A 25,025-nucleotide genomic window follows, 5' to 3' on the forward strand; every position below is an offset into this window, starting at 1 on the left:
CCGACACGCTATCGGCGCGGGCGCCCGGCAGGGCGGTGAATCGGCGGTCTGGCCACGGGCGGACGCGCCACAGGCGGGCTTGGCCGCGCCGGAGGTTTGGCGATCGGCGGTGTCGGTCGTACCGGAGGCCTTCCGTTCGGCGGGTTCGGCCGCACCGGTCTGTCGACATCAATATCCACATCGACATCGTGGTAATAGTCGTTCCACAGCATCGAGTCATAAAACGGGTCATAGCCATACCCGACACCGACCGTGACACCATCACAGGCCGACAGGGAAAAACTCGCAGCCCCAAGGCCCAGCGCAAGAAACAGACGTTTGATCGATTTGGTGGTCATCGGCGCCTCTCCTTACTGCAGGGCCCGGAACGACGCGAAAACGTCGTTCAGAACGTCGACATAGGCCGGATCAGCACCGTCGCGCAGGATCGCGACAATCACGGCCACGCGGTCTCTTGGCAGGTCGATCACGGTGGCGGTGAAGTTGATACCACGCCCGTCGCGGGTGCCGGTGCCCCGGATCACACGCGCCGGCAACCCGCCGATCCGGGTGTCGGAGGTCCTGGTAACCGTCGGGTCCTGGGCCAGAAACTTGTCGATATCCTCCAAATACCGCAGACCGCCCTCGATCGAGGCGACCCCCGCCGGTGAGACAAACCCCATCCAGACATTGTCATCGGTCACGGGCCGAAGCCCCATGACGCGCGCAACAGCACGTGGATCGCCCAATTCGGTGTCCTCAATCTCGCGCGGGCCGCCAGTGCGCACAGCCCAGAAGTCGGGTACGGCAAAGCTGAACAGCGCGCGTCCCGCATCGGTATAGGTAACCGGAGTGTCCGCCGAAGCCGGAGCCACCGCCCCAAGCCACAGCGCGGCGCAGGCAGCCAGGGTCGAGCCAGATAAAATACGCATATCTCAATAACCTGATGATTTCTGTGGCCTCAGATTGCCCGCTACGGGCGGGATTTGTCCAGCCTCTCAAAAACGTTGGGAAACCCACGGTGTCCCGGGAAATATGCGGATTTTCTTGCGCCGCTGATCCGATCAAAGCACCTGAATCACATCTCCGGTCAGATAGCAGACCTCTTTGACGGCCAAAACGTCGGGTCAGAGGGTCAAAATCAGGGCAAACCGTCTCATCTGCACACTCGCATCTTGTTCCTTTGGCGGCTCGGGTTTAAACCCCGCGGCATCGCCTCCTGCCAAATCACGATAAGGTGCAGCTGCCAATGATCCCACGTTATTCCCGCCCCGACATGGTCGCCATCTGGTCACCCGAGTCCAAGTTCCGCATCTGGTATGAGATCGAGGCCCATGCCTGCGACGCCATGGCCGATCTGGGCGTGATCCCGCGCGAAAATGCCGAGGCCGTATGGAAAGCCAAGGACGTGGAATTCGACGTGGCGCGTATTGATGAGATCGAGGCCGTCACCAAACACGACGTCATCGCCTTCCTGACTCACCTGGCCGAACATGTCGGCAGCGAAGAAGCGCGTTTCGTCCATCAGGGCATGACCAGCTCGGACGTGCTGGATACCTGTTTCAACGTGCAGCTCACCCGTGCCGCCGACCTGCTGATCGCCGATCTCGAAGGTCTGCTGGCTGCCCTCAAGCGCCGCGCGATTGAACACAAGGACACCGTCCGCATCGGCCGCAGCCACGGCATCCACGCCGAGCCGACCACCATGGGCCTGACCTTTGCCCGCTTCTACGCCGAGATGGACCGCAACCTGTCCCGTATGCGCGATGCCCGTGCCGAGATCGCCACCGGCGCGATCAGCGGCGCGGTCGGCACCTTTGCCAATATCGATCCGGCGGTCGAAGAACATGTCTGCGACAAGCTGGGTCTGGTGCCCGAGCCGATCAGCACGCAGGTCATCCCCCGCGACCGCCACGCCGCGTTCTTTGCCACTCTGGGCGTCATCGCCAGCAGCATCGAAAACGTCGCCATCGAAATCCGCCACATGCAGCGAACCGAGGTGCTGGAAGGGGCGGAGTTCTTCTCGATGGGTCAAAAAGGCTCCTCGGCCATGCCGCACAAGAAAAACCCGGTGCTGACCGAGAACCTGACCGGTCTGGCACGTATGGTGCGCGCAGCGGTGATCCCGGCGATGGAAAACGTGGCGCTGTGGCATGAACGTGACATCTCACATTCCTCGGTCGAACGGATGATCGGGCCGGATGCCACGATCACGCTGGATTTTGCGCTGGCCCGTCTGACTGGCGTGATCGACAAGATGCTGATCTTCCCCGAAAACATGCTTGAGAACATGAACAAGTTCCCCGGTCTGGTGATGAGCCAGCGTGTTCTGCTGGCGCTGACCCAAGCCGGTGTCAGCCGCGAAGATGCCTATGCCATGGTTCAGCGCAACGCGCTGAAGGTTTGGGAACACCGCACCGATTTCAAAGAGGAACTGCTGGCAGATGCCGACGTCACCGCCGCGCTGAGCCCCGAAGAGATCGAGGAAAAATTCGACCTCGGCTATCACACCAAGCATGTCGACACGATCTTCGCCCGCGTCTTTGGCGAATAAATCCAGACCGATCAAACGGTTCAAAAGGGCCCGGGTTGCGCAACGCGATCCGGGTCCTGTTCTTTTGCCAAAACGGGCAAAATCGGCTATGGTGAGCGCGTATTTCCGAACAGGAGAAACAGCATGATCCGCACTCTTCTCTGCGCATTGGCCCTTGCGTGTTCCGCATCCGTGGCTGTGGCCTGCAGCGGCCATTCCAAACAAACCCAGTCCTGCGCACCGGGTACATATTGGGACGCTGAAAGCCAAACCTGCGCGAAAAGCGCCAATAGTTGAAAAACTTCTTTCCTACCTGTGAATAAAAGCGAGCAGCCGATTGTTAGCTTTTTATCAGATCACGCTATGCTTGATCAGAGCAGCCCAGAGAACGGAGTAGGAAAATGCGCCTCGTATTAGTTTCAGCTATTGCCCTTCAGGCCTTTGCCTTCGCACCGGCCCTATATGCGGCCGGCGGTGGTGGTGCCACCACCCCACCGAAGCCCACCAACACGACAAGGAAATGCCTGTTCGGCCGTGTCTATGACAAGGATGCGGGGCGCTGTGTCAAACCGAACAAGACCAATTTTACACAAGATGAGCTGTACGACGCCGTCCGCGAGCTGGCCTATGACGGACAGTTCGAGAATGCGCAAAACATCCTGCGCATCATGGATCAGGACGATGATCGCGTACTGACTTATTGGGGCTTTACCTACCGCAAGCTGGGCGAGCTTGAGCTGGCGAACCTCTTCTACACCGACGCCATCGAAGCCAATCCCGACAACATCCTGGCCCGCAGCTATATGGGTCAGGGTTTCGTGACCGAAGGGAAAACCGATCAGGCCATCGAACAATGGCGCGAGATCAAGGCGCGTGGCGGTGAAGGCACCTGGGCCGAGGCGTCCCTGCGCGAAGCGATCCGCACCGGGCTGACCTTTAACTACTGAGCTTCAGTCTTTCTTTACCCGACTCTCCGTAATCTGCCTGTGGAACAGAACTTTGGCACCGCAGGCAGATGCAGGACACGAACAGTTTGGTACAGGTGGCACCGGGGGCGGCTCCGGTGGCTGATCAAAAGAACGACGCGCCCCGCGTCGTTCCCCGCGCCCTCAGCAATCGGCAGAAGGCCGCTGTTGTCGTCCGACTTTTGCTGAACGAAGGCGCCGATATCCCGCTGGAAGAGCTTCCCGATGATTTGCAGGAAAAATTGACTCATCAATTGGGGCAGATGGGTCTTGTCGACCGCATCACGCTGGATGCAGTGGCGCAGGAATTTGCCGAGGCTCTGGACGGCGTCGGCCTGTCCTTCCCGCATGGTCTGGCGGGGGCTTTGGACGCAGTGGATGGCAAGATTGGGTCAGCCACAGCGGCGCGGCTTCGCAAGGTCGCCGGAGTGCGCCAGATCGGTGATCCGTGGCAGCGCCTGCGCGAAATCCCCACCGAGGATCTCGCAGCGATGGCTCAGGCGGAAAGCACCGAGATTGCCGCCGTGATGCTGTCCAAGTTAGAGACCGCGAAGGCGGCGCAGCTACTGGGTCACCTGCCCGGCCCTATTGCCCGGAGGATCACCTATGCGATTTCCAAGACCGCAAATGTCACCCCCGAAGCGGTTGAGCGGATCGGCTGGTCGCTGGCGGCACAACTGGATCAGCGCCCGTCTCAGGCTTTTGCCGATGGTCCCGGAGCACGGGTTGGTGCAATCCTGAACCAATCGGCAGCGTCCACCCGCGACGGGCTGCTGACCGCGCTGGACGAAGAGGATTCGGATTTCGCCAGCGTCGTGCGCCGCTCGATCTTTATCTTTGCGCATATCCCGGCCCGAATTTTGCCCCGCGACGTGCCTGCGATTCTGCGCGGTGTGGATCAGGCCGATCTGGTCACAGCACTGGCGGGTGCCGTGGCGGATGACGACAAAACGGCAGCCGAATTCATGTTGTCCAACATGTCCACGCGAATGGCAGACAACCTGCGCGAAGAGATGTCGGAACGCGGCAAGGTCAAACAATCCGACGCCGAAGAGGCGATGTCTCAGATTGTGGGCGCCATCCGCACCCTTGTGGATGAAGGGACGATAACGCTGATTGAAGAAGAAAGTGAAGGCTAGGCGCTTGGCCTAATCCACTGGAACGCTTGTGGTCGGGGAATGTGCCTTGTATGTCTGGCCGGCAAATCGCAACAGCCGGTGAGACCAGAATATGCCCGTCGAAAAGTCGGAACTAAGCCGCGGGGCGCTTAGAAAATACTATGTCACCGGTCTGTTGATGAAAGGTGTGATCAGCGCGATGCGACTGCTGCCGTATGAGCGGCGCATTGCAACGATGGGGGCCATCGTGCGGGGTCTTGCCCCTCTGGTCGGGTTTACCGAGCGGGTGCGCCGGAACCTGAAACTGACCTGCCCTGATCTGCCGGATGCCGAGGTGAAGCGCATCTGTCGGGCCGTCCCCGACAACGCGGGCCGCGCGATCATGGAGCATTTCTCGCCCGAAGGGTTCACCGAACGTCAAAGCACGGCCAAGATTTCCGGCCCCGGCATTGCCGCCTTTGACACGGCCGTGGCCGAAGGGCGCCCGGTGATGATGATCACGGCGCATTTCGGCCACTATCTGGCCGCTCGGATTGCCCTTCAGGCCCGCAGTGAACAGCCAATCGGCTGCCTGTATCGTCGAATGGCAAATCCGTATTTCAACGACGCCTACGTGGAAGCGTTCTACAAAACCGGTGCACCCATGTTCGAACAGGGGCGCCGTGGCATGGTTGAGATGGTGCGCTCGCTCAAGAAGGGCGGCATCATCGCTATCGTCTCGGACCTTCACGCCCACGGCGGGGAAGAGCTGACTTTCTTCGGCAAACCGGCGGTCACGTCAGTTCTGAACGCCGAACTGGCAATGAAATACAAGGCCGAGTTGATCCCCTGCTACGCCATCCGCCAGCCAAACGGCATTGATTTTGAGATCGTGCTGCACGATCCGGTTCCGCATACCGACCCCAAGATCATGACCCAGTTCACCAATGATGATCTTGAGGCCGTGGTCCGGCAGCATATGGGCCAGTGGTTCTGGATTCACCGGCGCTGGAAAGCCTGGAACGGGCTAGGTGTACAGCCCGAGGACATGCCCTGATCACCTGATCCTGGCGGCGGCAACGATCGGGCCGTGCCCGGCCCTCTGCACCAGAACAACCGCTGGCAGGTCTGAGGTCAGCGTGACGGAAAACCGTTGCGGCGCGACCCCGTCCCACTGCCCGGCCACCTGCCACGAGTCCACGACATTCGCGTAATCCAACTCGTGCCCGGCCAACTCTCCCCGCCGGATCGAGGCGTGGCGCATCGGTGAATACTGCACCACCCGCACGTCATAGGCCTGACCTTCGGGCAACTCGACCGGGGTGACTTCGACGGTTACCTCATTGCCCGACCGTTTGGCCGCAACTTCGGCCTCGGGCGCGGCTGTCAGATGCGCGTTGATCAGGCGCTCCAATTCGCGCGATTGCGCGCCGACCACGTCCTGCTGACCGTTAACCACCATCTGTGGCGTGTAGATCATTGATCGCCCGCCCTGACGTGCATAGGCGCGCTGCCGTTGGGTATGGTCCGGATTGGCGTATTCGTCTTCCCATCCGATGTAATCCCAATAATCCACATGCAGGGCCAGGCCGATCACATCATCGCGTTTGGCCAGATCATGCATCAGCCGGTCAGCCGGCGGACAGGACGAACAGCCCTGCGAGGTAAACAGCTCGACCACGACGGGATCGTTTTCAGCCGCTGCCGGCGCGGCAAGAGCGAGAGAAAGCGCAGTGGCAATGACGGCGGTTCTGAGCATGTGTGACCTCGGGCTGATAACTTTTCTGTCTGTGACCGATAAGATACCTGAATGGTTTAAACCCTTTGGACCTCACCCTCCAATCAAGGTTTCTTGAAACCGACGCGCGCCCGACGACGTGCCCTGCGGCCAGACTAGACCGTATTTGCGCGTCTTGGTCCTTGAACCCCGACGAAACGTGATAAAGATTGCTGTTAGCAAACCCCGTTACCCAAGTCATTTAAGAGGGAGCCAACACATGCCCATTAAAGTCGGACAGGATACCGCCAAGACACGCCGCAGCCTGAACGTGAATGGCAAGTCCATTTCCTATTATTCGATTCCCGCCGCGCAAGAGGCCGGTCTGGGCGATTTTTCGAAACTCCCTGCCGCGTTGAAAGTGGTGTTGGAAAACATGCTGCGGTTCGAGGATGACGGCTTTTCCGTCTCGGTCGATGACATCAGGGCCTTTGGTGAATGGGGGGCCAATGGCGGCAAGAACCCGCGCGAGATTGCTTATCGTCCCGCCCGCGTATTGATGCAGGACTTTACCGGCGTTCCTGCCGTGGTCGATCTGGCCGCAATGCGGGACGGGATCAAGGGGCTGGGTGGCGACGCGCAAAAGATCAACCCGCTAAACCCGGTGGATCTGGTCATCGACCACTCGGTCATGATCGATGAATTCGGCAACCCGCGCGCCTTCCAGATGAACGTGGACCGTGAATATGAGCGCAACATGGAACGCTACCAGTTCCTGAAGTGGGGTCAGTCGGCGTTTAATAACTTCCGCGTTGTCCCCCCCGGCACCGGCATCTGCCATCAGGTGAACCTGGAATACCTAGCCCAGACCGTCTGGACCGACACCGACCAGACCGGCGAAGAGGTCGCTTATCCCGACACGCTGGTCGGCACCGACAGCCACACCACCATGGTCAACGGCATGGCCGTTCTGGGATGGGGTGTCGGCGGGATCGAGGCCGAGGCCGCGATGCTGGGTCAGCCGATCTCGATGCTGATCCCCGAGGTTGTGGGATTTGAACTGACCGGTGCGATGGTCGAAGGCACCACCGGCACGGACCTTGTGCTGAAAGTTGTTGAGATGCTGCGCGAAAAGGGCGTGGTCGGCAAGTTTGTCGAATTCTACGGCGAAGGTCTGGACCGCCTGCCGCTGGCCGACCGCGCGACCATCGCCAACATGGCGCCGGAATACGGCGCGACCTGTGGCTTCTTCCCCATCGACAGCGAGACCCTGCGGTATATGCGCAATACCGGACGCGACGAGGACCGTCTGGCACTGGTCGAAGCCTATGCCAAAGAGAACGGTTTCTGGCGCGACGAGAATTACGCGCCGATCTACACCGACACCCTGACGCTGGACATGGGCACCATCGTTCCCGCGATCTCGGGCCCGAAACGCCCACAGGATTACGTGGCGCTGACCGATGCCAAGGCGGCTTTCCTGAACGAGATGGAGAAGACTTTCAAACGCCCGATGGGCAAGGAGATCTTGGTCAAAGGCGAAAACTACGCGATGGAGTCGGGCAAGGTCGTGATCGCCTCAATCACCTCCTGCACCAATACTTCGAACCCCTACGTAATGATCGGTGCCGGTCTGGTGGCGAAAAAGGCGCATGAGCTGGGGCTGAACCGCCAGCCCTGGGTCAAGACCTCGCTGGCGCCCGGTTCGCAGGTCGTGTCGGAATACCTTGAGGCTGCGGGCCTGCAACAGCATCTGGATGCCATCGGGTTCAACCTTGTGGGTTATGGCTGCACCACCTGCATTGGCAACTCGGGCCCGCTCCAGAAGGAGATCAGCGAAGCCATTGCCGAGGGCGATCTGGTCGCGACCTCGGTTCTGTCCGGCAACCGCAACTTCGAGGGGCGGATTTCGCCCGACGTGCGCGCCAACTACCTGGCCTCACCGCCGCTGGTGGTCGTCTACGCGCTGGCGGGCACCATGGATATCGACCTGACCTCGGAACCGATCGGGCAGGACAAGGATGGCAACGACGTCTTCATGAAGGACATCTGGCCGACCCAAAGCGAAATCGCCGATCTTGTGCAACAGACCGTTACCCGCGACGCCTTCCAGTCGAAATATGCCGACGTATTCAAGGGCGACGAGAAATGGCAAGCGGTCGAGACCACCGACGCCGAGACCTATGACTGGCCCCCGAACTCGACCTATATCCAGAACCCGCCCTATTTTCAGGGCATGGGGCCGCAGCCGGGCACGATCACGAATATCGAAGGCGCCAAGGTTCTGGCCATTCTTGGCGACATGGTCACCACCGACCACATCTCGCCCGCCGGGTCCTTCGCGACCACCACGCCTGCAGGCAAATACCTGATGGACCGTCAGGTGCAGCCGCGCGACTTCAACTCGTACGGCTCGCGCCGGGGCAATCACGAGGTCATGATGCGCGGCACCTTCGCCAATATCCGCATCAAGAACGAAATGCTGGACGGCGTCGAAGGCGGCTATACCAAGGGGCCGGATGGCGAGCAGACCTCGATATACGACGCGTCGATGGCCTATCAGGCGCAAGGCACGCCGCTGGTGGTGTTCGGGGGCGAACAGTACGGTGCGGGTTCCTCCCGTGACTGGGCGGCCAAGGGTACCGCGTTGCTGGGTGTCAAAGCCGTGATCGCCGAGAGTTTTGAGCGCATCCACCGTTCGAACCTGGTTGGCATGGGCGTGATCCCGTTCGAATTCACCGGCAACGACAACCGCAAGACACTGGGGCTGAACGGTGATGAGACCGTCTCGATCCACGGGCTGGACTCGGTTGAGCCGCTGCAAGAGGTGCCCTGTACCATCACCTATGCCGACGGTGCCGAGAGAACCATCCTCCTCAAGTGTCGCATCGATACCGCGCCCGAGATCGAATACATCGAAAACGGCGGCGTGCTGCAATACGTGCTGAGAAACCTGGCAAAAGCTGGTTAAAAGCAACAAAGCCCCGGCCAACGTGCCGGGGCTTTTGAACTGCTCACATCAATCCTTAGGGCCAACCAGAAATCAAGCGCGTGCCGCAGGCACGCTCCGCCTGGCAACGGTTAAATCTACTGGCCTGCTTTCTCCAGCGCAGGCCGGATGGTGCTTTCGATCACGCGTTCGGTGATCGGCCCGGCAAACCGGAGGATGATCGTGCCCTCGCCATCGATCACATAGGTTTCGGGCACACCATACAGACCCCAGTCCAGCGCCATGCGTCCCTGTTCATCCCGTCCGATGGCCGTGTACGGGTCGCCCAGATCGGTCAGAAACGTCTCGGCTTTGCCCAAGGGATCCTTGTAGTTGATGCCGTAGACGGGGATGCCTTCCTCTGCCAGAGCCTCGAGATTCGGATGTTCAGCGCGGCAGGGTGCACACCAACTGGCCCAGTAGTTGACCAGCTTGACCTCGCCATCGCGCAGGGTCGCATCGTCGAACATCGTCTTGCCCGGAAACTCGGTCAGAACGACCGGCGGTGCGGGCTGGCCCTGACGGGCCGACGGCAGCGTGTCGTCCGAACCATCCTGCAACTGCACCAAGGCCGCGACGGCAAACGCGCCAAAGATCAGCGGCGGCGCCAGCATCAGGGGCGAGATCTTAGCCATTGCGCGTCATCCTTTGTTCGACCTTTTCCATCTCGGCCCGGACCTTGCGCCCGCGCGCGATGCTGAACACGACCAGCACCACCAGCAGCGCAATCGAGGCCGCATAGGACCACAGCACCGTATCGGCATATTTTCCAAGATCAGGGATCATCCGTTTACCCTTTCCCGTGCCTGCAGCGCCTTGATCCGCCGCGCCCGGATTTCCGTTCCGGTGCGATACAGAACCAGCGCGATGAATAGCAGCACAAACCCGATGATGCACAGCAGCAGCGGATAGAAGTAGATGTTGCTGACCTTCTCTTCGGTATCCGCCCCGGTTACGGCCGCCGCACGCATCACCGATGCGCCCTGATGCAGGCCCTGGTTCCAGAAGTTCACCGCATAGCGGCTGAGCAGCGCAAAGACCGAGCCCACAAGGCACAGGACCGAGGTCAGATCAGCCGCCGTATCGGGGTCTTCGATTGCCTCCCACAGGGCGACGTAGCCCAGGTAGAACAAAAACAGGATCAGGAACGAGGTCAGGCGCGGATCCCAGGCCCACCAGGTACCCCACATCGGCTGCCCCCAAATCGCCCCGGTCGCCAAGGCGATCAGCGTCATGACGATGCCAATGGGTGCCGCCGCACGGGCAGCCAGCGCGCTGACATGGTGCCGCCGGACCAGCCAGACCAGCGAGGTCGCCAGCATCATCAGCCAGCAATTGATCGCCATCAGCGCCGCTGGCACATGCAGATAGATGATCTTGACGGTCGAACCCTGCTTGTAATCGTCCGGCGTGAAGAAGAACCCCCAGACCAGTCCGACAACGATGCACGCAAGCGAGGTCACCCAGAAAAACGGCATCACCCGTTCGCTGGTGGCAAGGAACTTGCGCGGGTTGGCGTATTCCCAGAGGGCGTTGGCTTTGGCTGCGATAGACATGGGCCTTATCTAGTCCGAGTCGGGTGCGTTCTCAATTGACATTGGTCAAAGTTTGAACGCGTCACCGAAGGTTGATGCGCAGAACCGCTGCGCTGGCAAACGGCAGCAGGGCAATCGTGGCCGCCGTGATCCCCGCCAGCATCAGCAGGGGCGTTTGTGTCTCCATCCCCGTGGCACCACGGCGCGCGACCTCGGCGCCAAAGATCAGGGTCGGGACATACAGCGGCAGGACCAGCAGCGACAGCAGCAAGCCGCCGCGTTTCAGGCCTACGGTCAGGGCTGCGCCGAAAGTACCGATGACGCTCATGGCCGGGGTGCCGATCAGCAGCGAAACCACCAGCCAGAAGAACCCCGGCACCGGCAGGTTCAGCAGCACGCCCAGAAACGGCGCAGCCAGAACCAGCGGCAGACCCGTCGTCAGCCAGTGCGCCAGCGCCTTGATCGAGACCACCGATTCCAGCGGCAGCGGCGCGGTGGCCAGCAGGTCCAGCGAGCCATCCTCCCAATCCAGCGCCAGCAGGCGGTCCAGCGACAGCAGGCAGGCCAGCAGCGCGCCCAGCCACAAAACGCCTGGAGCAATCGTGGACAGCAGCGAAGATTGCGGCCCCACCGAAAACGGCACCAGAACGGTCACGATCAGAAAGAATGCCAAACCAAGGCCAAAGCCCCCGCCCGCGCGGAGGGCCAATTTCAGGTCACGCAGCAAAAGAGCGATCACAGGAAACCTCCGTCGAAATCGTCGATGGGTTTGGGTTTTGCCTTATTGGGGCCGACATCCAGAACCTCGCCATCCAGGCCGAGGTCGATATGGGTGGCGATAAGCGCAGACCCGCCCTGCCCCAGATGCGCACGCACAGCGTCGGCGAACATCTGCACTGCATTACGGTCCAGCGATACGGTGGGTTCGTCCAGCATCCAGATCGGCCGCCCGGTCACCAGCATCCGCGCCAGACCCAGCCGCCGTTTCTGCCCCGCAGACAGGTTGCCCGCATGACGGTCCGACAACTCGTTCAGTGCAAAGGCGTCCAGCGCAGGCTGGATACCATTCGTGCCAAAGACCGAGGCCCAGAAAGTCAGGTTTTCGACGACGGTCAACGTCGGCTTCAGGCCATCGGAATGCGAGGCATAGGCGATCTGATCCTCGGCCCCTTCGATCTGTCCGGTCAGCGGCGGCTGTAACCCCGCCAGCGTGCGCAGCAGCGTCGTCTTGCCGATCCCGTTCGGCCCGCGCAGGATCAGCGCCTTGCCGGGTGGCAGCGCAAAGCTCAGCCCTTCTAGGACGGGAACGCCGCCACGGGCGATGGCCAGATCGGTCACAGTCAGTGTCATGGGTTCCGCTTATCCGATTGCTGACAGAGGCAAAAGGCAAGATTTGCCGCAGGCTCTGCGACTGGGTCAGACCGGCAATAGCGCCAACGCAACACGGCGGCCTTCGGACAACAGCACATTGTAAGTGCGGCACGCCGCAGGGGAGTTCATGATCTCCACCCCAACTCCCGCATCTTCAAGCGCCGTACGCAGGTCGGATGGGATATGCGTCAGCGCCTCTCCGGTGCCAATGAACAGAACGTCCACCGCCTCGGACAACGCCAACAGCGATGCGTCATCGGCGTACCCGCCCCAGTCTGCGGTGCCGGCGGGACCTGTCAAAACAGCCCCGTGGTAAACCTGCCCGCCAATGCGAAAGAAGCCGGGGCCGTAGCCATCGATCGGAACTGCGTTGTTATAGGATATCTCATTCAGGCGCATGGGCACCTTCTAGCCCCAAAGCGGCAGGCCCGACAAGGCCGCAACCGCAATCGCCAAATAGGCAGCGGCGCGGTAAAGCCGTTCGTATTCGGGTCGAAACAGCCAGCCTCCCAGCCAATTGCCCAGAAGGTTCGGCACCGACAGCATCAGCCCCAAGGCCACAGCGGGCCACGTGACCCGTCCCATGCCGGTCAGGTACCCAAGGATGAGGAAATCGAACACGAACAGGAACAGCAGGATCGTCGCGCGGATCACCTCAACCGGTAAGGGCCGCGACATGTAGAAAAGGATCACCGCCGGACCGGGCAAGCCCGCCACGCCGCCCAGAAACCCGGCAGCGCCACCGATGCCAGTGACCATCGCGCGACCTACCCGCCCGTGATACCGCAGCCCGAGAATCAACACGGCCAGCATGAAGAGCGCCAGAAAGCTGACCGCATAGCGGAACACTTCGGGTTCAACCCGCGTCAGCACCCACAACCCCACCGGCAACAACAGCGCGCATCCGGCCGCCAGTCGCACCAGATCACCCCGGTCCACGACACGCCAGGCCCGGCGCAGGTTCGGCAGCGGCCCGAATATATCCATGATGGTCAGGCCGATCAGGGCTCCGAACGGGCCAAGGAACGGCGTAGCAATGGGAAGAAAGATCAGCGCAGTTCCGAACCCGGAAAACCCGCGCACAATGCCGCTAAGAAAGGCCGCAAAAATGATAACGGCCAGCCCCGTTGGGGACTGGCCGAATATCTCAGGCGTCGATGTTGGCAAACTGATTGCCCGCCGTATTCGACGGTTTGGACCAATCGCGTTTGACCCCCAGCCACAGCAGGATGGTCGAGGCCACGAAGACCGACGAATAGGTCCCCACGATCACACCCCAGATCATCGCGAAGACAAAGCCGCGGATCACGTCGCCGCCCAGCACGTAAAGCGAGATCAGCGCCAACAGCGTGGTAACCGAGGTCATCACCGTCCGGCTGAGCGTTTCGTTGATCGAGATGTTCAGAACTTCTTTCAGGTCCTTCTTCTTGTACTTCCGCAGGTTCTCGCGCACCCGGTCGAACACGACCACGGTATCGTTCAGTGAATATCCCACGATGGTCAGAAGCGCCGCGATGATGGCCAGATCGAACCGGATTTGCAGCTCTGAGAAGATGCCGATCGTCAGGATCACGTCATGCACCAGCGCGGCAACAGCCCCCAGCGCAAACTGCCATTCGAAGCGCAGCCAGATGTAGACCAGCACCGCCCCGATGGCGAGCATCACCGCGATCACAGCGGTCTGGATCAACTCGCCCGACACTTTGGGTCCAACGGATTCGACCGAGACAAATTCGATATCCGGCGCGGCAACCTTTAGCGCCTCTTCTACCGCGCTGACCGTGGCGGCCGAGACCGCCTCGGCATCAGCCTGCGCCTGAATGCGGATCATGGCGACGTTTTCGTCCGCGCCGAAGGTTGGATCGAAAATCTCGGTGATCGTCACATCGCCCAACTCCAACGGCGCGATGGCGTCACGATAGGCGCCGATGTCGATCTCTTGCGTGGATTGGGTCCGGATCGTGGTCCCGCCGCGGAAGTCGATGCCAAAGTTCAGCCCCTGCAGCATGAAGGACGTAAACGCCACAACCATCATCAGGGCCGAGATGCCCAGCCAAACCTTCCAGCGGCTGAAGAAATCGAATGAGGTGTTCTGGGGTACGAGTTTCAGTCTCATGTCAAACCTCGATCGTTTTCGGACGGCGGCGTTCGAACCACATCACGACAAACAGGCGCGTGACGAAGATCGCAGTGAAGGCCGAGGTCAGAATACCCAGACCCAGCGTAATCGCGAAACCGCGCACCGGGCCGCTGCCCATGGCAAACAGGATCACGGCGGTGATGAACGTCGTCACGTTAGCGTCGACAATGGCCGACAGCGCCTTTTCATAACCCAGCTCGATCGCACGCGCCGGGCCTCTGGCGGATTTCAGTTCCTCGCGGATACGTTCAAAGATCAGCACGTTGGCGTCCACCGCCATACCCACCGTCAGAACGATGCCCGCAATACCCGGCAGGGTCAGCGTGGCCCCGATCAGCGACAGCAGGCCAAAGATCAGCCCCACGTTGATGATCAGCGCGATATTGGCAAACACGCCGAACAGACCATAGCTGAGCGCCATGAAGCTGAGCACCGCAACAAAGGCCACGATGGTCGCGGTTTTACCCGCGTCGATACTGTCCTGACCCAACTCGGGGCCGATGGTGCGTTCTTCCAGGAACTCCAACCCGGCAGGCAGCGCACCGGCGCGCAGCAACACGGCCAGATTGGTGCTTTCCTCGACAGTGAAGTTACCGGTGATGATGCCTGACCCACCTGGGATGTGGCTTTGGATCACCGGGGCCGAGATCACCTCGTCATCCAGCACGATGGCGAAGGGTGCACCGATGTTGTCGCGGGTGTAGTCGCCAAACTTACGTGCGCCGGACGTGTTGAACCGGAAGCTGACCGCCGGGCGGCCGTTTTGGTCGAAGGAAGGCTGCGCATCCACCAGTTCCTCACCAGTTACGACCGGTGCGGATTCGATGATGTAGTACACGCCACTTTCGTCAATCGATGGAACCACTTCTTGCCCGATGCCCGGAACGGCATCCGGATCGGTGCCGCGCCCCACAACCGGGTTGAAAGTCAGCTGCGCGGTGGTGCCGATGATATCCTTCAGCTCACCGGCGCTGCCGATGCCCGGCACCTGGATCAGAATACGATCCGCGCCCTGACGCTGAATTGTGGGTTCACGGGTACCGACCTCGTCAATCCGGCGACGGATGATTTCCAGCGCCTGACGTACGGTGCGGTCGTCCGAGGCCAGCTTCTCAGCCTCAGACAGTTGCACGACGATGGTGTCACCCTCGGCACGGGCTTCGATATCGGTAGCACCAACGCCGGTGAGCGTCTGTACCTGACGGGCCAGACCACGCACGACTTCCAGCGCGCGGGGCATGCCCTCGGGCTGGCTGATGCGAACGCGAATCTCATCCGGGGCCGATTCCTGTTTTCGGATCGTGCCCACCGTCGCGCGCTCATCCCGCAGGGCGTCGCGGATTTCCGGCCACATCGCCTCCATCCGGGATTCGTAGACATCTTCGACCTTCACTTCGGCCAGCAGATGCGCCCCGCCGCGCAGGTCGAGGCCAAGATTGACCAGCGACGACGGCAGCCAGTTTGGCCACTGCGCCGCCTGCGCCTGCATTTCGGGGGTGTCGATGCCAAGCTCGATCGCGGCCTTGGCATCGTTGGATTGCTCGACGCGCGTATAGAACGCATTCGGCAGGGCCATGAGCAGGCCGGTCACACAGACCAGCCAGATCAGAACCCGCTTCCAGGTATCAATTTGCAGCATTACCCTGCCTTTTCAAGGGATTGTCGCGCGAAGTTACTTCGCCGGCTCGGTCTTGTTCAGAACCTGAGCGATGGTCGACTTGACCACGCGAACCTTGACGTTATCGGCCAGCTCGACTTCGATCTCGTTCTCGCCTTCCTTGACCTTCGACACCTTGCCGATCAGACCACCCTGGGTGACCACCTGATCGCCCCGGCGCACGGCCTCGACCATGGCCTGATGTTCCTTCATCTTCTTCTGCTGCGGACGGATCAGCAGGAAATACATGATCGCAAAGATCAGGATCAGCGGGAGAAACTGGGCGATTGCGCCACCTTCCATGGGATATTCCTTTTGGTTTGGAGATGCGGAAGGGCTCCGCAAATTTGGCGAGAACCTATGCCTTGAACCCGCCGTTTGCAAGCAAAGGCGGCACCGGAATGTTTCGGTTCGGCACAGCCGGTGCAAAGGATGTTCTCAAGCGTTGCAGATATGTCCTAGGAACGCCGGTCGACATGGATATAGTCAAGGGTAAGGAGGCCGAATGACAAGAAACTTCAAACCCTTCCAGTTGTTGCTGCATCTGTTGCTTGCGACTGTTGTCATCGTCCTTTTGTCCACACCCATCGCGGCACAGGACGCACCGGCTGAACCACCAGACCCCGAGATAAGCGACACCGAGGTTTTCAAGGCCCCAGTTATCGTCGATGGCGACACCCTGTTCTTTTTGCGCGGCTCCAGCGCCCTGCCGGCCTCGGAGCGGGCAGAGCGCGTGCAAAACAGCATCATCGAGGTTGCCGAAGCATCCGAGACTCCGAGCGTCGACATCACTTTTGAAGAAACCGATCTGGGAACGCGTATCCGGGCCGACGGCAGCATCATTTCGATCGTCACAGTGGCCGACGCCGAACTGGACCAGATGGAGCTGGACGTTCTCACCTTCCTGCACGGCGACGCCATCAAAGAGGCCATCATTGCCTACCGCGCCAACCGAACCGAACAGGCGCGCGTGTCCGGTGCCATCGAAGCTGCGGCCTGGACGGTTGGATTTGTCGTGTTCATCGTGGCGATCCTGTGGCTGCACCGCCGGATCAGGCGGCGCACGCTGAAATTCGTCAAACGCCACCTTAAGGACGTGGAAACCGCCACAGCCAAAAGCGTGCAGGCCGAGGCGATTGCCGCACTGGTCCGGTACGGCCTGAATTTCATCCTGCTGGTGATCTTCTTTCTGGGCTTTTACTACTATCTGTCCTTCGTCCTGCTGGCCTTTGCCGAGACCCGCTATTTCGCGCAACTGCTGCTGACCTACCTGACCGAACCGGTCCTGGTGATTTTCAAGGGGATCATCAGCTATATCCCCAATTTGATCATGCTGGCCCTGATCACCTGGGTGACGCTGTATATCATCAAGGGGATGCGGGTGTTCTTTGACGCGGTCGAGGCGGGCTCGTTCGATCTGGGTGATTTTGAAAAACACTGGATCAACCCCACCTTCAACATCGCCCGCGTTGTCGTGATCCTGATCGCGCTGGTCTTTGCGGTGCCTTACATTCCGGGGTCGGATTCGGCCGCGTTTCAGGGGCTGACCATTCTGGTGGGTGCGATGCTGTCGCTGGGCGCGAACTCGGTCGTGTCGAACATGCTGGCGGGGCTGTTCGTGATTTACCGCCGCTCGACCTCGATCGGAGACCGTATCCAGATCGGGGAACACGTTGGCGACGTGGTGCAGATCAAGTTGATGGAGACACATCTGAAGTCGATCAAGAACGAGTTGATCTCGATCCCGAACGCACAGCTGATGAATTCCGACGTGGTGAATTTCTCGAAGAAAACCGACGGCAGCGGTCTGCTGCTGCACACGACGGTCGGCATTGGGTATGAAGAACCGCCCGAAAAGGTCGAAGCGATGCTGATCGAGGCCGCCCGCCGCACCAAGGGGATCAAGGCCAAGCCGGAACCCTTCGTTCTGTGGACAGCGCTGGCCGATTACGCGATCAACTATCAGATCAACGGCTATACCACGCGGGGCAGCAGCATCCCGAAAATCCGCTCGGACCTGCACCGCAACATCGTGGCCGTGTTCAATGAGAACAATGTGCAGATCATGACACCCTCTTACATGGCCGATCCGCCCGAGCCGAAAATCCCGGCAGAGGAATGGGATGGCCATCTGGCGCATGAATCGCACGAGGGCGCGGATAAGTCGTAACCGGTGCTACACCCTGCCTTTCAGATGGTGCATAAGCGGTTTCAGTGATTCACGCATTTAAGGATCTGAACCATGCACGACATCCGCGCCATTCGCGAAAACCCAGCCGCCTTCGACGCCGCCCTTGCGCGCCGTGGGGACGCGCCGGTGTCGTCAGACCTGCTGAGGCTGGACGAAAGCCGCCGCGCCAAGATTCTGGCCGCAGAAACCGCGCAGGCCGAACAGAACAAGGCCAGCAAAGAGGTCGGCGCTGCCAAAGGGCGCGGCGATGAGGCCGAGTTCGAACGCCTGCGCGCACTGGTGGCCGAGAAAAAGGCCGAGGTCGCCCGGATGCAGACCGAAGCCAAGGATCTGGACGCCCTGCTGACCGACCAGCTGATCCGTGTAGCCAACCTGCCTGCCGAGGATGTCCCCGCAGGCGCAGATGAGAACGACAATGTCGAGATCAACCGCTGGGGCACGCCGCGCGAACTGGACTTTGCACCCAATGAGCATTTCGAGATCGAAGCCGTTCAGAACGGTATGGATTTTGAAACCGCCGCCAAACTCTCCGGCTCGCGTTTTGTGCTGCTGTCCGGTGGTGTCGCACGCATCCACCGCGCGCTGGCGCAGTTCATGCTGGATACGCATATCAACGAGAATGAGCTGACCGAGGTGAACGGCCCGGTTCTGGTTCTGTCCGAGATGATGCAGGGCACCGGCCAGTTGCCGAAATTCGGTGAAGACAGCTATCAGACCCGCGAGGGCTGGTGGCTGATCCCGACCTCCGAGGTTTCGCTGACCAATATCGTCAACGACACGATGATCGAGGAAAGCTACTTGCCCCGCCGCTACACCGCGCATTCGCTTTGCTTCCGCTCCGAGGCTGGCAGCGCCGGTAAGGACACGCGCGGGATGCTGCGCCAGCACCAGTTCGAAAAGGTTGAAATGGTCTCGGTCACCCATCCGGACAAATCGGATGACGAACAAAAGCGTATGCTGCGCTGTGCCGAGGGTATTCTGGAAAAGCTGGGCGTGCCCTATCGCACCGTGATCCTGTGCACCGGCGACATGGGCTTTGGCGCGCGTCGTACTTACGACATCGAGGCCTGGCTGCCCGGTCAGGACACCTATCGCGAGATCAGCTCGGTCTCGACATGTGGTGACTTTCAGGCCCGCCGCATGAACGCGCGCTTCCGTCCCGAAGGCGGTGGCAAACCGGAATATGTTCACACGCTGAACGGTTCGGGCCTGGCGGTGGGGCGCTGCCTGATTGCTGTGCTGGAAAACGGCCAGAACGCCGACGGCACCGTCACTCTGCCCGAGGTTCTCGCCCCCTATCTGGGCGGCAAGCTGACGCTGCAACTGGACGGCACGCTCGCCTAAAAAAAACCGGCGCCACAAACGGCACCGGTTCGACAATCCAAAAGGCGGAGAGGGCTTACTTCTTCGCCTTTTTCTTATCCTTCTTCTTGTCTTTGCTTTTGCTCTTGTCTTTCTTTTTGTCGTCTTTTTTCTTCTGATCTTTTTTCTTGTCGTCCTTCTTGGACTTTTTGCCCTTTTTCGACTTGGCCTTCACCTTGTCCTTGGCCTTCGAGAACACGGCTTCCATTTCTTGCAGCTTTTTAGCGGCCTTTTCGGCCTTGGCCTTTGCCTTGGCCTTCTTGCGGGCTTTTGCTTCGGCGGCCTCGGCTGCGGCTTTTTCCTCGGCCGCCTTGCGCGCGGCTTCCTCGGCGCGCTTTTCGGCTGCTGCGGCGGCGACCGTTTTGCGGGCTGCGGGTCTGCGCGCGGCAGGTTTGCGGGCCGTGGCACTTCGTGTTGAGGTTCTGGCAGCAGCGGGCTTTCTGGTCGTAGGTTTCGCAGCCGGCTTGGCTGCAATGGCCTGTTTCGCTGCAGCGATCAGAACCGGCGCACGGGCAGCACCAATTCCGGACACTTTGACCAGATCTTCGGGTTTTGCTTTTGCGATGGCTTCGGCGGTTTTGAAGCCCTTGGCGACCAGCGCTTGTCCCAGCGCCTCACCTACACCCTTAACGTCGGTCACTGCGGTCATTACGAATCCTTTCTTTCTGCCTGTGCACAACCATATGCACGCTGCCTATACACAACAGCAGGCCGATGGACGGTCAAAGCCGTCTCAAGGCGTCAACTGCTGTGTGCCAGCGTACCGGTCGTGTCCTTTTTCGGAAATGGCACGAGGCGCTTGGCATCCTCGTCCCAGAGTTTGAGGTTCAGCGCCGCCACCGCTTCGGGGAATTTGATCCGGCGCGGCGTGTATTCGGGCGGCAGGTTATAGTGACACGCCCGCAACCGGTAAGACGGAATGCGCGCGTTGAAGTGATGGATGTCGTGCAAGGTAATGCATGCGACCGCATTGTCGAACCACCAGCCGAAATCCAACGCGGACGATCCCTGCAGCGCCGCCAGTTGCGGGTCAAGGTCCGGGCGACGGTCCCAATAGGTGTCCTCGAAATTGTGCTGCAGGTAGACAAGGAACACCCCCAGCATTCCGCCCAACAGCGAAAACACCAGCCAGACCAGAATGCCCGTCGTGCCCGCAATCAGATAAAGCAGGCCCAGAAACACCACGATGGACAGGTTGTGCAGCACCACGCCCGTGATCCCGAACCGCACCGTGTTCTTGGGCCAGCGATAGCGGATGAAATAGGTGAACAGCGCACCAACCGGGACCAGGACGAACGGGTTGCGGTAAAGCCGATAGAACATGCGGGTTTTCCAGTCCGCCGCATTCCATTCGCGCAGCGTCATGGTGTGGATCTCACCGGTTTCACGGTGTTCCAGATTGCCGATGCCCGCATGGTGCAGGTTGTGGTTCTGCTTCATCACCTCGAACGGAGCAAAGGTGAAAGGCGAAAGCCCATGTCCGGCCCATTCATTCTGTTCACGCGTTTCAAACAGGGAATGGTGGCCGCAATCATGCTGCAACACATAAAGCCGCACGGCGGAAAAGGCGAAGACGATCCCGGCGGGGATCATGATGTACCAACGGTCGACATACATGATGGCCAGTGCCAGCGACGTGAAATAAACCGCGAATGTTCCAAAATAGCTCAGTGCGGCCAGCCGATTGTCCTGCACTGCATATTGTCGTGTATATTCCCGCAAATTCATTCAGCCTGTCCCCACGAGTGGCCAAGTTAATATCACAACGAAACTATTTGCATCTTTCTGTTATTCAAGCAGCGCGCACAGAAACACATGCGCGCAGGCGAATGTTAGCCTGCGGCAGGCGGGCTGTCACGCCCCTCAGCCAAAAATGCTGAAAATTGGCGCAGTTACGCGCGACCTTTGAGATGTTTGGCCAGCGCGCCCGCGTTTTTCTTGCGCCGCCCCTTGTAGGGGTTCTTGTCGCCCTGCCCGCGCAACGTCAGGCGGATCGGGGTACCCGGCATGTCGAAATCCTCGCGCAGGCCGTTGACCAGATAGCGCGTATAGCTGTCCGGCATCTTGTCGGGATGCGAGCACATGACCACGAACCCGGGGGGACGGGTCTTGGCCTGGGTCATATAGCGCAGCTTGATCCGGCGGCCTTGCGGGGCTGGTGGCGGGTGCTGTTCCAGCATCGCGGTCAGCCAGCGGTTCAGCGCCGCGGTGGGGACGCGACGGTTCCAGACGTCATGGGCGCGCAGGATTGCGGCGCGCAGGCGTTCCAGCCCACGGCCGGTCTTGGCCGACACAGTGATCAGAGGTGCGCCACGCAGTTGTGGCAGCAAACGTTCAAAGGACTCTTTCAGATCGCGCAGCTTTTCCTGCTTGTCTTCTTCGATGTCCCATTTGTTGACGGCCACGACCACGGCGCGGCCTTCGCGTTCCGCCAGATCGGCAATGCGCAGGTCTTGCTGTTCGAACGGAATGGCGGCGTCCAGCAGAACCACGACAACCTCGGCGAACTTCACTGCACGCAAACCGTCAGAGACCGAGAGCTTTTCCAGCTTCTCTTGCACCTTGGCCTTCTTGCGCATCCCGGCGGTGTCGAAAATCCGCATCGGGGTGCTTTCGCCATCCGGATCCGCCCAGTCGATCCGCAGGCTGATGGCATCGCGGGTAATTCCGGCCTCGGGGCCGGTCAGCAGACGATCTTCACCGATGATCTTGTTGATCAAAGTGGACTTTCCTGCATTCGGGCGCCCAACGACCGCCACCTGCAACGGCTTGGCTGCGGTTATCAAAGGCGTTTCGCCCTCGCCATCCTCATCCAGTTCGATATCGGTTTCCGGTGCGTTTTCCTCGGCTTTCTCTGCCGCCGCATCCGCCAGAGGCATCAATTGCGCATAGAGGTCGGTCATCCCCTCGCCGTGCTCGCCTGACAGGCGGACGGGTTCACCAAGGCCAAGGTTGTATGCCTCAAGTACTCCGGCATCCGCTGCGTTGCCTTCAGCTTTATTCGCGGCCAAAATCACGTGTTTCGATCGTTTGCGCAAAATCTCGGCGAACATCTCGTCGGTCGGGGTCAGGCCCACCCGCGCGTCAATCATGAACAGGCAGACATCGGCCATGTCCACAGCGCGTTCGGTCAGGCGGCGCATACGGCCCTGAAGGCTGTCATCGGTTGCGTCCTCAAGACCCGCCGTATCGATCACCGTAAAACGCAGATCGCCCAGACGCCCTTCGCCCTCGCGCAGGTCACGCGTCACGCCGGGCTGGTCGTCGACCAAAGCCAGACGTTTGCCCACAAGGCGGTTGAACAGGGTGGATTTGCCCACATTCGGGCGCCCCACGATGGCGAGGGTCAGCGACATGATACTCAACTTTCAAGACTCAGACGCGCCCTTTAACGCATCTTGTCGTCAACGGAAAGCGTGTAGATCACCTTTGGTCGACACGACGTACAGCGTTTGCCCCGCCACAACGGGGGCCGTAGTGGCGCCACCGGGTACTTCGACCCTGTTGACCAACGTCCCGTCCACCGGATTGAAGAACCGCAGATAACCGTCATTCGAGGCGACCACGATGCGACCGCCCGCCATGATCGGACCATAATGGGCAACGATCGGGCCACGGCGTTTCGGTTTGTCCTTCACGAAACCCGGCAGGTCTTGCGCCCAGACGATCGAGCCGTCCGCGATGTTCAGCCGGACCAACTGGCTGCGGTCGCTGATCAGGAACAGGCTGTTGCCGGCTGGCCAAACCGTGTCAACCGCGCCTTCGTCCGCAGTCCAGACCCGCTCTCCCGAATTCGTGTCAAATGCCACGGTCCGACCGGAGTGGTTGCCGATATAGATCTTGTCGCCAGCGACCATGGGTCCGCCAGTCACGTCAACGATCTGCGCTGCGGCACGCCCCCGGCGCCCACCCGCGACCGAAGCATTCCAACGCCGGATGCCGCCCTTGCGGAACGTTGCGGCCACATCACCCGAGCCAAAGGCAAACACCGCAAACTCGGACGCTATGACCGGAGCCGGGGCACCAAGCACGTTGCCGACGCTCGGCGTACCCTGAACCTGCCACGCGATGCGACCATCCTTGGTATTCACCGCCCATCCGGTTTCGTCACCCGCAACCAGATACAGCAAGCCGTCATTGACCAGAGGCGCGCCGCTGCCGGTGGCGTTCAGGCGCTTCTGCCATTTGATCGCGCCGGATTTCGCATCCAGCGCCGTCAGCCGCCCGAATCCGGATGACACGTAGAGCACGCCATTGGCATAGGCCAGCCCGCCACCCGTCGCATCCGAATCCCCGTCGGTTGCGGGGATCAGGTTCGTGTTCCACGCCACCTGCCCCTGCGGGGTCACCGCAGAAACGGTCGCGCGGGAATCCAGCGTATAGATCAGGCCGCCAGCGACGACCGGTTCGGCAGTGATGCGCAGCTTGCGCGAATCCCCATCACCGATCGAAGTCGACCAGATGCGCTGTGGCGTGGCGCGCAGGGCCGCATTGGTGGTGCGGTAGGTCGGCGTTCCGGCGCTTTGCGACCAGTTGGCATTCGCCTTTTGCGCCGGCAGGCTGATCGGCTTCGCGCCGCGGGTTTCGACCTTTTCGGTATCCGAGGCCGGGCGAATATCTTCGCGCTCGCCAGGCAGGATGAGCTCTTGTTCCTCACAGGCAGCAAGCACCGTCAGCGATAGCGCCGCAACCGTCAATCCAACGCGGGAGAAAAGACTTGTCACCATAGTACTCCGAACTCGCCTGTCATATTTTCCGCCGCTGGATCAGCCCTGCTGGGCGACCAACGGTTCTGGTTCGCCGCCAAGCGCGACAATCAATTGCGCAGCACGCTGCTGAAGGTCAACGCCGACCTCTGCGTCCTGACGCATCGCCTGCAGCCGTTCAATCGCCGCATCGGTGTTGCCCTCGGAAATGTCGATCAGAGCCAGCTGTTCCTCGGCCAGCAACCGCAGAGGGGCACCCGGTGCTGCAAGGGCTTCGAACTGCTGGCGGAGGTCAGCAACCGGCAGGGTGTCGCCTTGCAGCAGCAGCGCCTTGAAGGCGGCGATGGCGCGGTAAATCTCGGGCAGATCGCCCTGAACAGCAACGGCGTTCAGGCTGTTCACGGCGTCTTCGCGCGATCCGGCCTCAATCTGCGACGAGGACAGCAGCAGGTTCAAAACCGCATCACCACCGGGCGTGGCCGCGTCGATGCTGGCCAGGCTGGCGGCACGTTCGGCCGAGTCATTCTGTGTCAGCGCGCTCAGAATCTGATCCCCCAGCTTTTCCGCAGCGCCAGTGGTCCGGGCCTTGCGAATCTCGTTGAAGGCGGCACCGCCCACGATCAGGATGACGGCCAGAACGCCAATCCAGCCCCAACGGCGCAGCAGCAGGAACAGGCGGTCGCGGCGGACCTCTTCGGTCACCTCATCAATAAAACTGTCGGTGTCGCTCATCCCTGCTCCCTGGGCTTTAACCTGTTCATATGGCGCCATGTCATACCCCGG

General features: G+C 60.6%; 26 protein-coding genes. 8 read left to right on the forward strand and 18 right to left on the reverse strand.

From position 1 onward, the window contains the following. Positions 1 to 8: 8 nt before the first annotated feature. Positions 9 to 338, reverse strand: coding sequence for a hypothetical protein (locus ACR0DO_RS06340; protein WP_170443315.1), 330 nt, complete (start codon positions 336 to 338; stop codon positions 9 to 11). 12 nt (positions 339 to 350) lie between these two features. Continuing rightward, positions 351 to 911, reverse strand: a complete 561-nt coding sequence (locus tag ACR0DO_RS06345) for a hypothetical protein (RefSeq protein WP_480557215.1) — start codon at positions 909 to 911, stop codon at positions 351 to 353. 317 nt (positions 912 to 1,228) lie between these two features. Between ACR0DO_RS06345 and purB the strand changes: the two genes are divergently transcribed. The 5 genes from purB to ACR0DO_RS06370 all read left to right on the forward strand — a co-directional run bounded on the left by purB (position 1,229) and on the right by ACR0DO_RS06370 (position 5,631). Continuing rightward, positions 1,229 to 2,533, forward strand: a complete 1,305-nt coding sequence (purB, locus tag ACR0DO_RS06350; protein ID WP_170443310.1) for an adenylosuccinate lyase — start codon at positions 1,229 to 1,231, stop codon at positions 2,531 to 2,533. 123 nt (positions 2,534 to 2,656) lie between these two features. After that, entirely contained in the window at positions 2,657 to 2,809 is a 153-nt protein-coding gene (locus ACR0DO_RS06355) for a chitin-binding domain-containing protein (protein ID WP_421598259.1), read from the forward strand. A gap of 104 nt (positions 2,810 to 2,913) precedes the next feature. Next, a complete protein-coding gene (locus ACR0DO_RS06360; RefSeq protein ID WP_480557216.1) occupies positions 2,914 to 3,459 on the forward strand; it encodes a tetratricopeptide repeat protein in 546 nt (181 codons plus the stop codon). A gap of 68 nt (positions 3,460 to 3,527) precedes the next feature. Beyond that, on the forward strand, positions 3,528 to 4,616 hold the full coding sequence (locus ACR0DO_RS06365; RefSeq protein WP_480557217.1) for a flagellar motor switch protein FliG: 1,089 nt from the start codon (positions 3,528 to 3,530) through the stop codon (positions 4,614 to 4,616). A 91-nt stretch (positions 4,617 to 4,707) separates the two neighbouring features. After that, positions 4,708 to 5,631, forward strand: coding sequence for a lysophospholipid acyltransferase family protein (locus ACR0DO_RS06370; RefSeq protein ID WP_480557218.1), 924 nt, complete (start codon positions 4,708 to 4,710; stop codon positions 5,629 to 5,631). Here ACR0DO_RS06370 and ACR0DO_RS06375 read toward each other — a convergent pair whose 3' ends face one another. Further along, complete coding sequence (locus ACR0DO_RS06375; RefSeq protein WP_480557219.1) at positions 5,632 to 6,333, reverse strand: DUF1223 domain-containing protein; 702 nt, start codon at positions 6,331 to 6,333, stop codon at positions 5,632 to 5,634. It abuts the gene before it with no gap. 238 nt (positions 6,334 to 6,571) lie between these two features. On the opposite strand from ACR0DO_RS06375, the gene acnA reads away from it, so the two are divergent. After that, positions 6,572 to 9,262, forward strand: a complete 2,691-nt coding sequence (gene acnA, locus ACR0DO_RS06380; RefSeq protein ID WP_480557220.1) for an aconitate hydratase AcnA — start codon at positions 6,572 to 6,574, stop codon at positions 9,260 to 9,262. Positions 9,263 to 9,378: 116 nt separating this feature from the next. Here the strand turns inward: acnA and ACR0DO_RS06385 are convergent, their stop codons facing one another. The 10 genes from ACR0DO_RS06385 to yajC form a co-directional block, all read right to left on the reverse strand. Next, the gene (locus ACR0DO_RS06385; protein WP_480557221.1) at positions 9,379 to 9,915 is read right to left on the reverse strand and encodes a DsbE family thiol:disulfide interchange protein; all 537 of its coding nucleotides are present in this window, start codon (positions 9,913 to 9,915) and stop codon (positions 9,379 to 9,381) included. Continuing rightward, complete coding sequence (ccmD, locus tag ACR0DO_RS06390; RefSeq protein ID WP_170443297.1) at positions 9,908 to 10,066, reverse strand: heme exporter protein CcmD; 159 nt, start codon at positions 10,064 to 10,066, stop codon at positions 9,908 to 9,910. Before ccmD ends, ACR0DO_RS06385 begins: the two co-directional genes overlap by 8 nt. Continuing rightward, on the reverse strand, positions 10,063 to 10,836 hold the full coding sequence (locus ACR0DO_RS06395; RefSeq protein ID WP_170443295.1) for a heme ABC transporter permease: 774 nt from the start codon (positions 10,834 to 10,836) through the stop codon (positions 10,063 to 10,065). Before ACR0DO_RS06395 ends, ccmD begins: the two co-directional genes overlap by 4 nt. Positions 10,837 to 10,897: 61 nt before the next feature. Continuing rightward, the gene (gene ccmB, locus ACR0DO_RS06400; RefSeq protein ID WP_480557222.1) at positions 10,898 to 11,554 is read right to left on the reverse strand and encodes a heme exporter protein CcmB; all 657 of its coding nucleotides are present in this window, start codon (positions 11,552 to 11,554) and stop codon (positions 10,898 to 10,900) included. Then, positions 11,551 to 12,165: a heme ABC exporter ATP-binding protein CcmA gene (ccmA, locus tag ACR0DO_RS06405; protein ID WP_480557223.1), complete on the reverse strand. Its 615-nt coding sequence runs from the start codon at positions 12,163 to 12,165 to the stop codon at positions 11,551 to 11,553. Before ccmA ends, ccmB begins: the two co-directional genes overlap by 4 nt. Positions 12,166 to 12,231: 66 nt before the next feature. Next, positions 12,232 to 12,585: an Mth938-like domain-containing protein gene (locus ACR0DO_RS06410; protein WP_480557224.1), complete on the reverse strand. Its 354-nt coding sequence runs from the start codon at positions 12,583 to 12,585 to the stop codon at positions 12,232 to 12,234. A 9-nt stretch (positions 12,586 to 12,594) separates the two neighbouring features. After that, on the reverse strand, positions 12,595 to 13,353 hold the full coding sequence (locus ACR0DO_RS06415) for a TSUP family transporter (RefSeq protein WP_480557225.1): 759 nt from the start codon (positions 13,351 to 13,353) through the stop codon (positions 12,595 to 12,597). Then, positions 13,334 to 14,302 (reverse strand): protein translocase subunit SecF, encoded by a 969-nt coding sequence (gene secF / locus ACR0DO_RS06420; protein WP_170443285.1) that lies wholly within the window; start codon positions 14,300 to 14,302, stop codon positions 13,334 to 13,336. The genes ACR0DO_RS06415 and secF overlap by 20 nt, the downstream gene beginning before the upstream one ends. A gap of 1 nt (position 14,303) precedes the next feature. Beyond that, positions 14,304 to 15,965: a protein translocase subunit SecD gene (gene secD, locus ACR0DO_RS06425; RefSeq protein ID WP_170671957.1), complete on the reverse strand. Its 1,662-nt coding sequence runs from the start codon at positions 15,963 to 15,965 to the stop codon at positions 14,304 to 14,306. 33 nt (positions 15,966 to 15,998) lie between these two features. Further along, the gene (gene yajC / locus ACR0DO_RS06430) at positions 15,999 to 16,286 is read right to left on the reverse strand and encodes a preprotein translocase subunit YajC (RefSeq protein ID WP_480557226.1); all 288 of its coding nucleotides are present in this window, start codon (positions 16,284 to 16,286) and stop codon (positions 15,999 to 16,001) included. 202 nt (positions 16,287 to 16,488) lie between these two features. Here yajC and ACR0DO_RS06435 point away from each other — a divergent pair, with 202 nt between their 5' ends. After that, positions 16,489 to 18,153, forward strand: a complete 1,665-nt coding sequence (locus tag ACR0DO_RS06435; protein ID WP_480557227.1) for a mechanosensitive ion channel family protein — start codon at positions 16,489 to 16,491, stop codon at positions 18,151 to 18,153. A 72-nt stretch (positions 18,154 to 18,225) separates the two neighbouring features. Then, complete coding sequence (gene serS, locus ACR0DO_RS06440) at positions 18,226 to 19,518, forward strand: serine--tRNA ligase (RefSeq protein ID WP_480557228.1); 1,293 nt, start codon at positions 18,226 to 18,228, stop codon at positions 19,516 to 19,518. A gap of 55 nt (positions 19,519 to 19,573) precedes the next feature. Here the strand turns inward: serS and ACR0DO_RS06445 are convergent, their stop codons facing one another. From ACR0DO_RS06445 to ACR0DO_RS06465, 5 genes are all read right to left on the reverse strand, one after another. Further along, positions 19,574 to 20,185 carry a helix-hairpin-helix domain-containing protein gene (locus ACR0DO_RS06445; protein ID WP_480557229.1) on the reverse strand — a complete coding sequence of 204 codons (612 nt, stop codon included), beginning with the start codon at positions 20,183 to 20,185 and terminating at the stop codon, positions 19,574 to 19,576. A gap of 92 nt (positions 20,186 to 20,277) precedes the next feature. After that, the gene (locus ACR0DO_RS06450) at positions 20,278 to 21,264 is read right to left on the reverse strand and encodes a fatty acid desaturase (RefSeq protein WP_170443275.1); all 987 of its coding nucleotides are present in this window, start codon (positions 21,262 to 21,264) and stop codon (positions 20,278 to 20,280) included. Between the two features lie 164 nt (positions 21,265 to 21,428). Further along, positions 21,429 to 22,892 carry a ribosome biogenesis GTPase Der gene (der, locus tag ACR0DO_RS06455; protein ID WP_480557230.1) on the reverse strand — a complete coding sequence of 488 codons (1,464 nt, stop codon included), beginning with the start codon at positions 22,890 to 22,892 and terminating at the stop codon, positions 21,429 to 21,431. Positions 22,893 to 22,940: 48 nt separating this feature from the next. Next, on the reverse strand, positions 22,941 to 24,263 hold the full coding sequence (locus ACR0DO_RS06460; RefSeq protein ID WP_170443272.1) for a PQQ-like beta-propeller repeat protein: 1,323 nt from the start codon (positions 24,261 to 24,263) through the stop codon (positions 22,941 to 22,943). 39 nt (positions 24,264 to 24,302) lie between these two features. Beyond that, a complete protein-coding gene (locus ACR0DO_RS06465; protein ID WP_480557231.1) occupies positions 24,303 to 24,974 on the reverse strand; it encodes a hypothetical protein in 672 nt (223 codons plus the stop codon). Between the last annotated feature and the right edge of the window lie 51 nt (positions 24,975 to 25,025).

The sequence above is a fragment of the Ruegeria sp. AM9 genome (assembly GCF_056540565.1).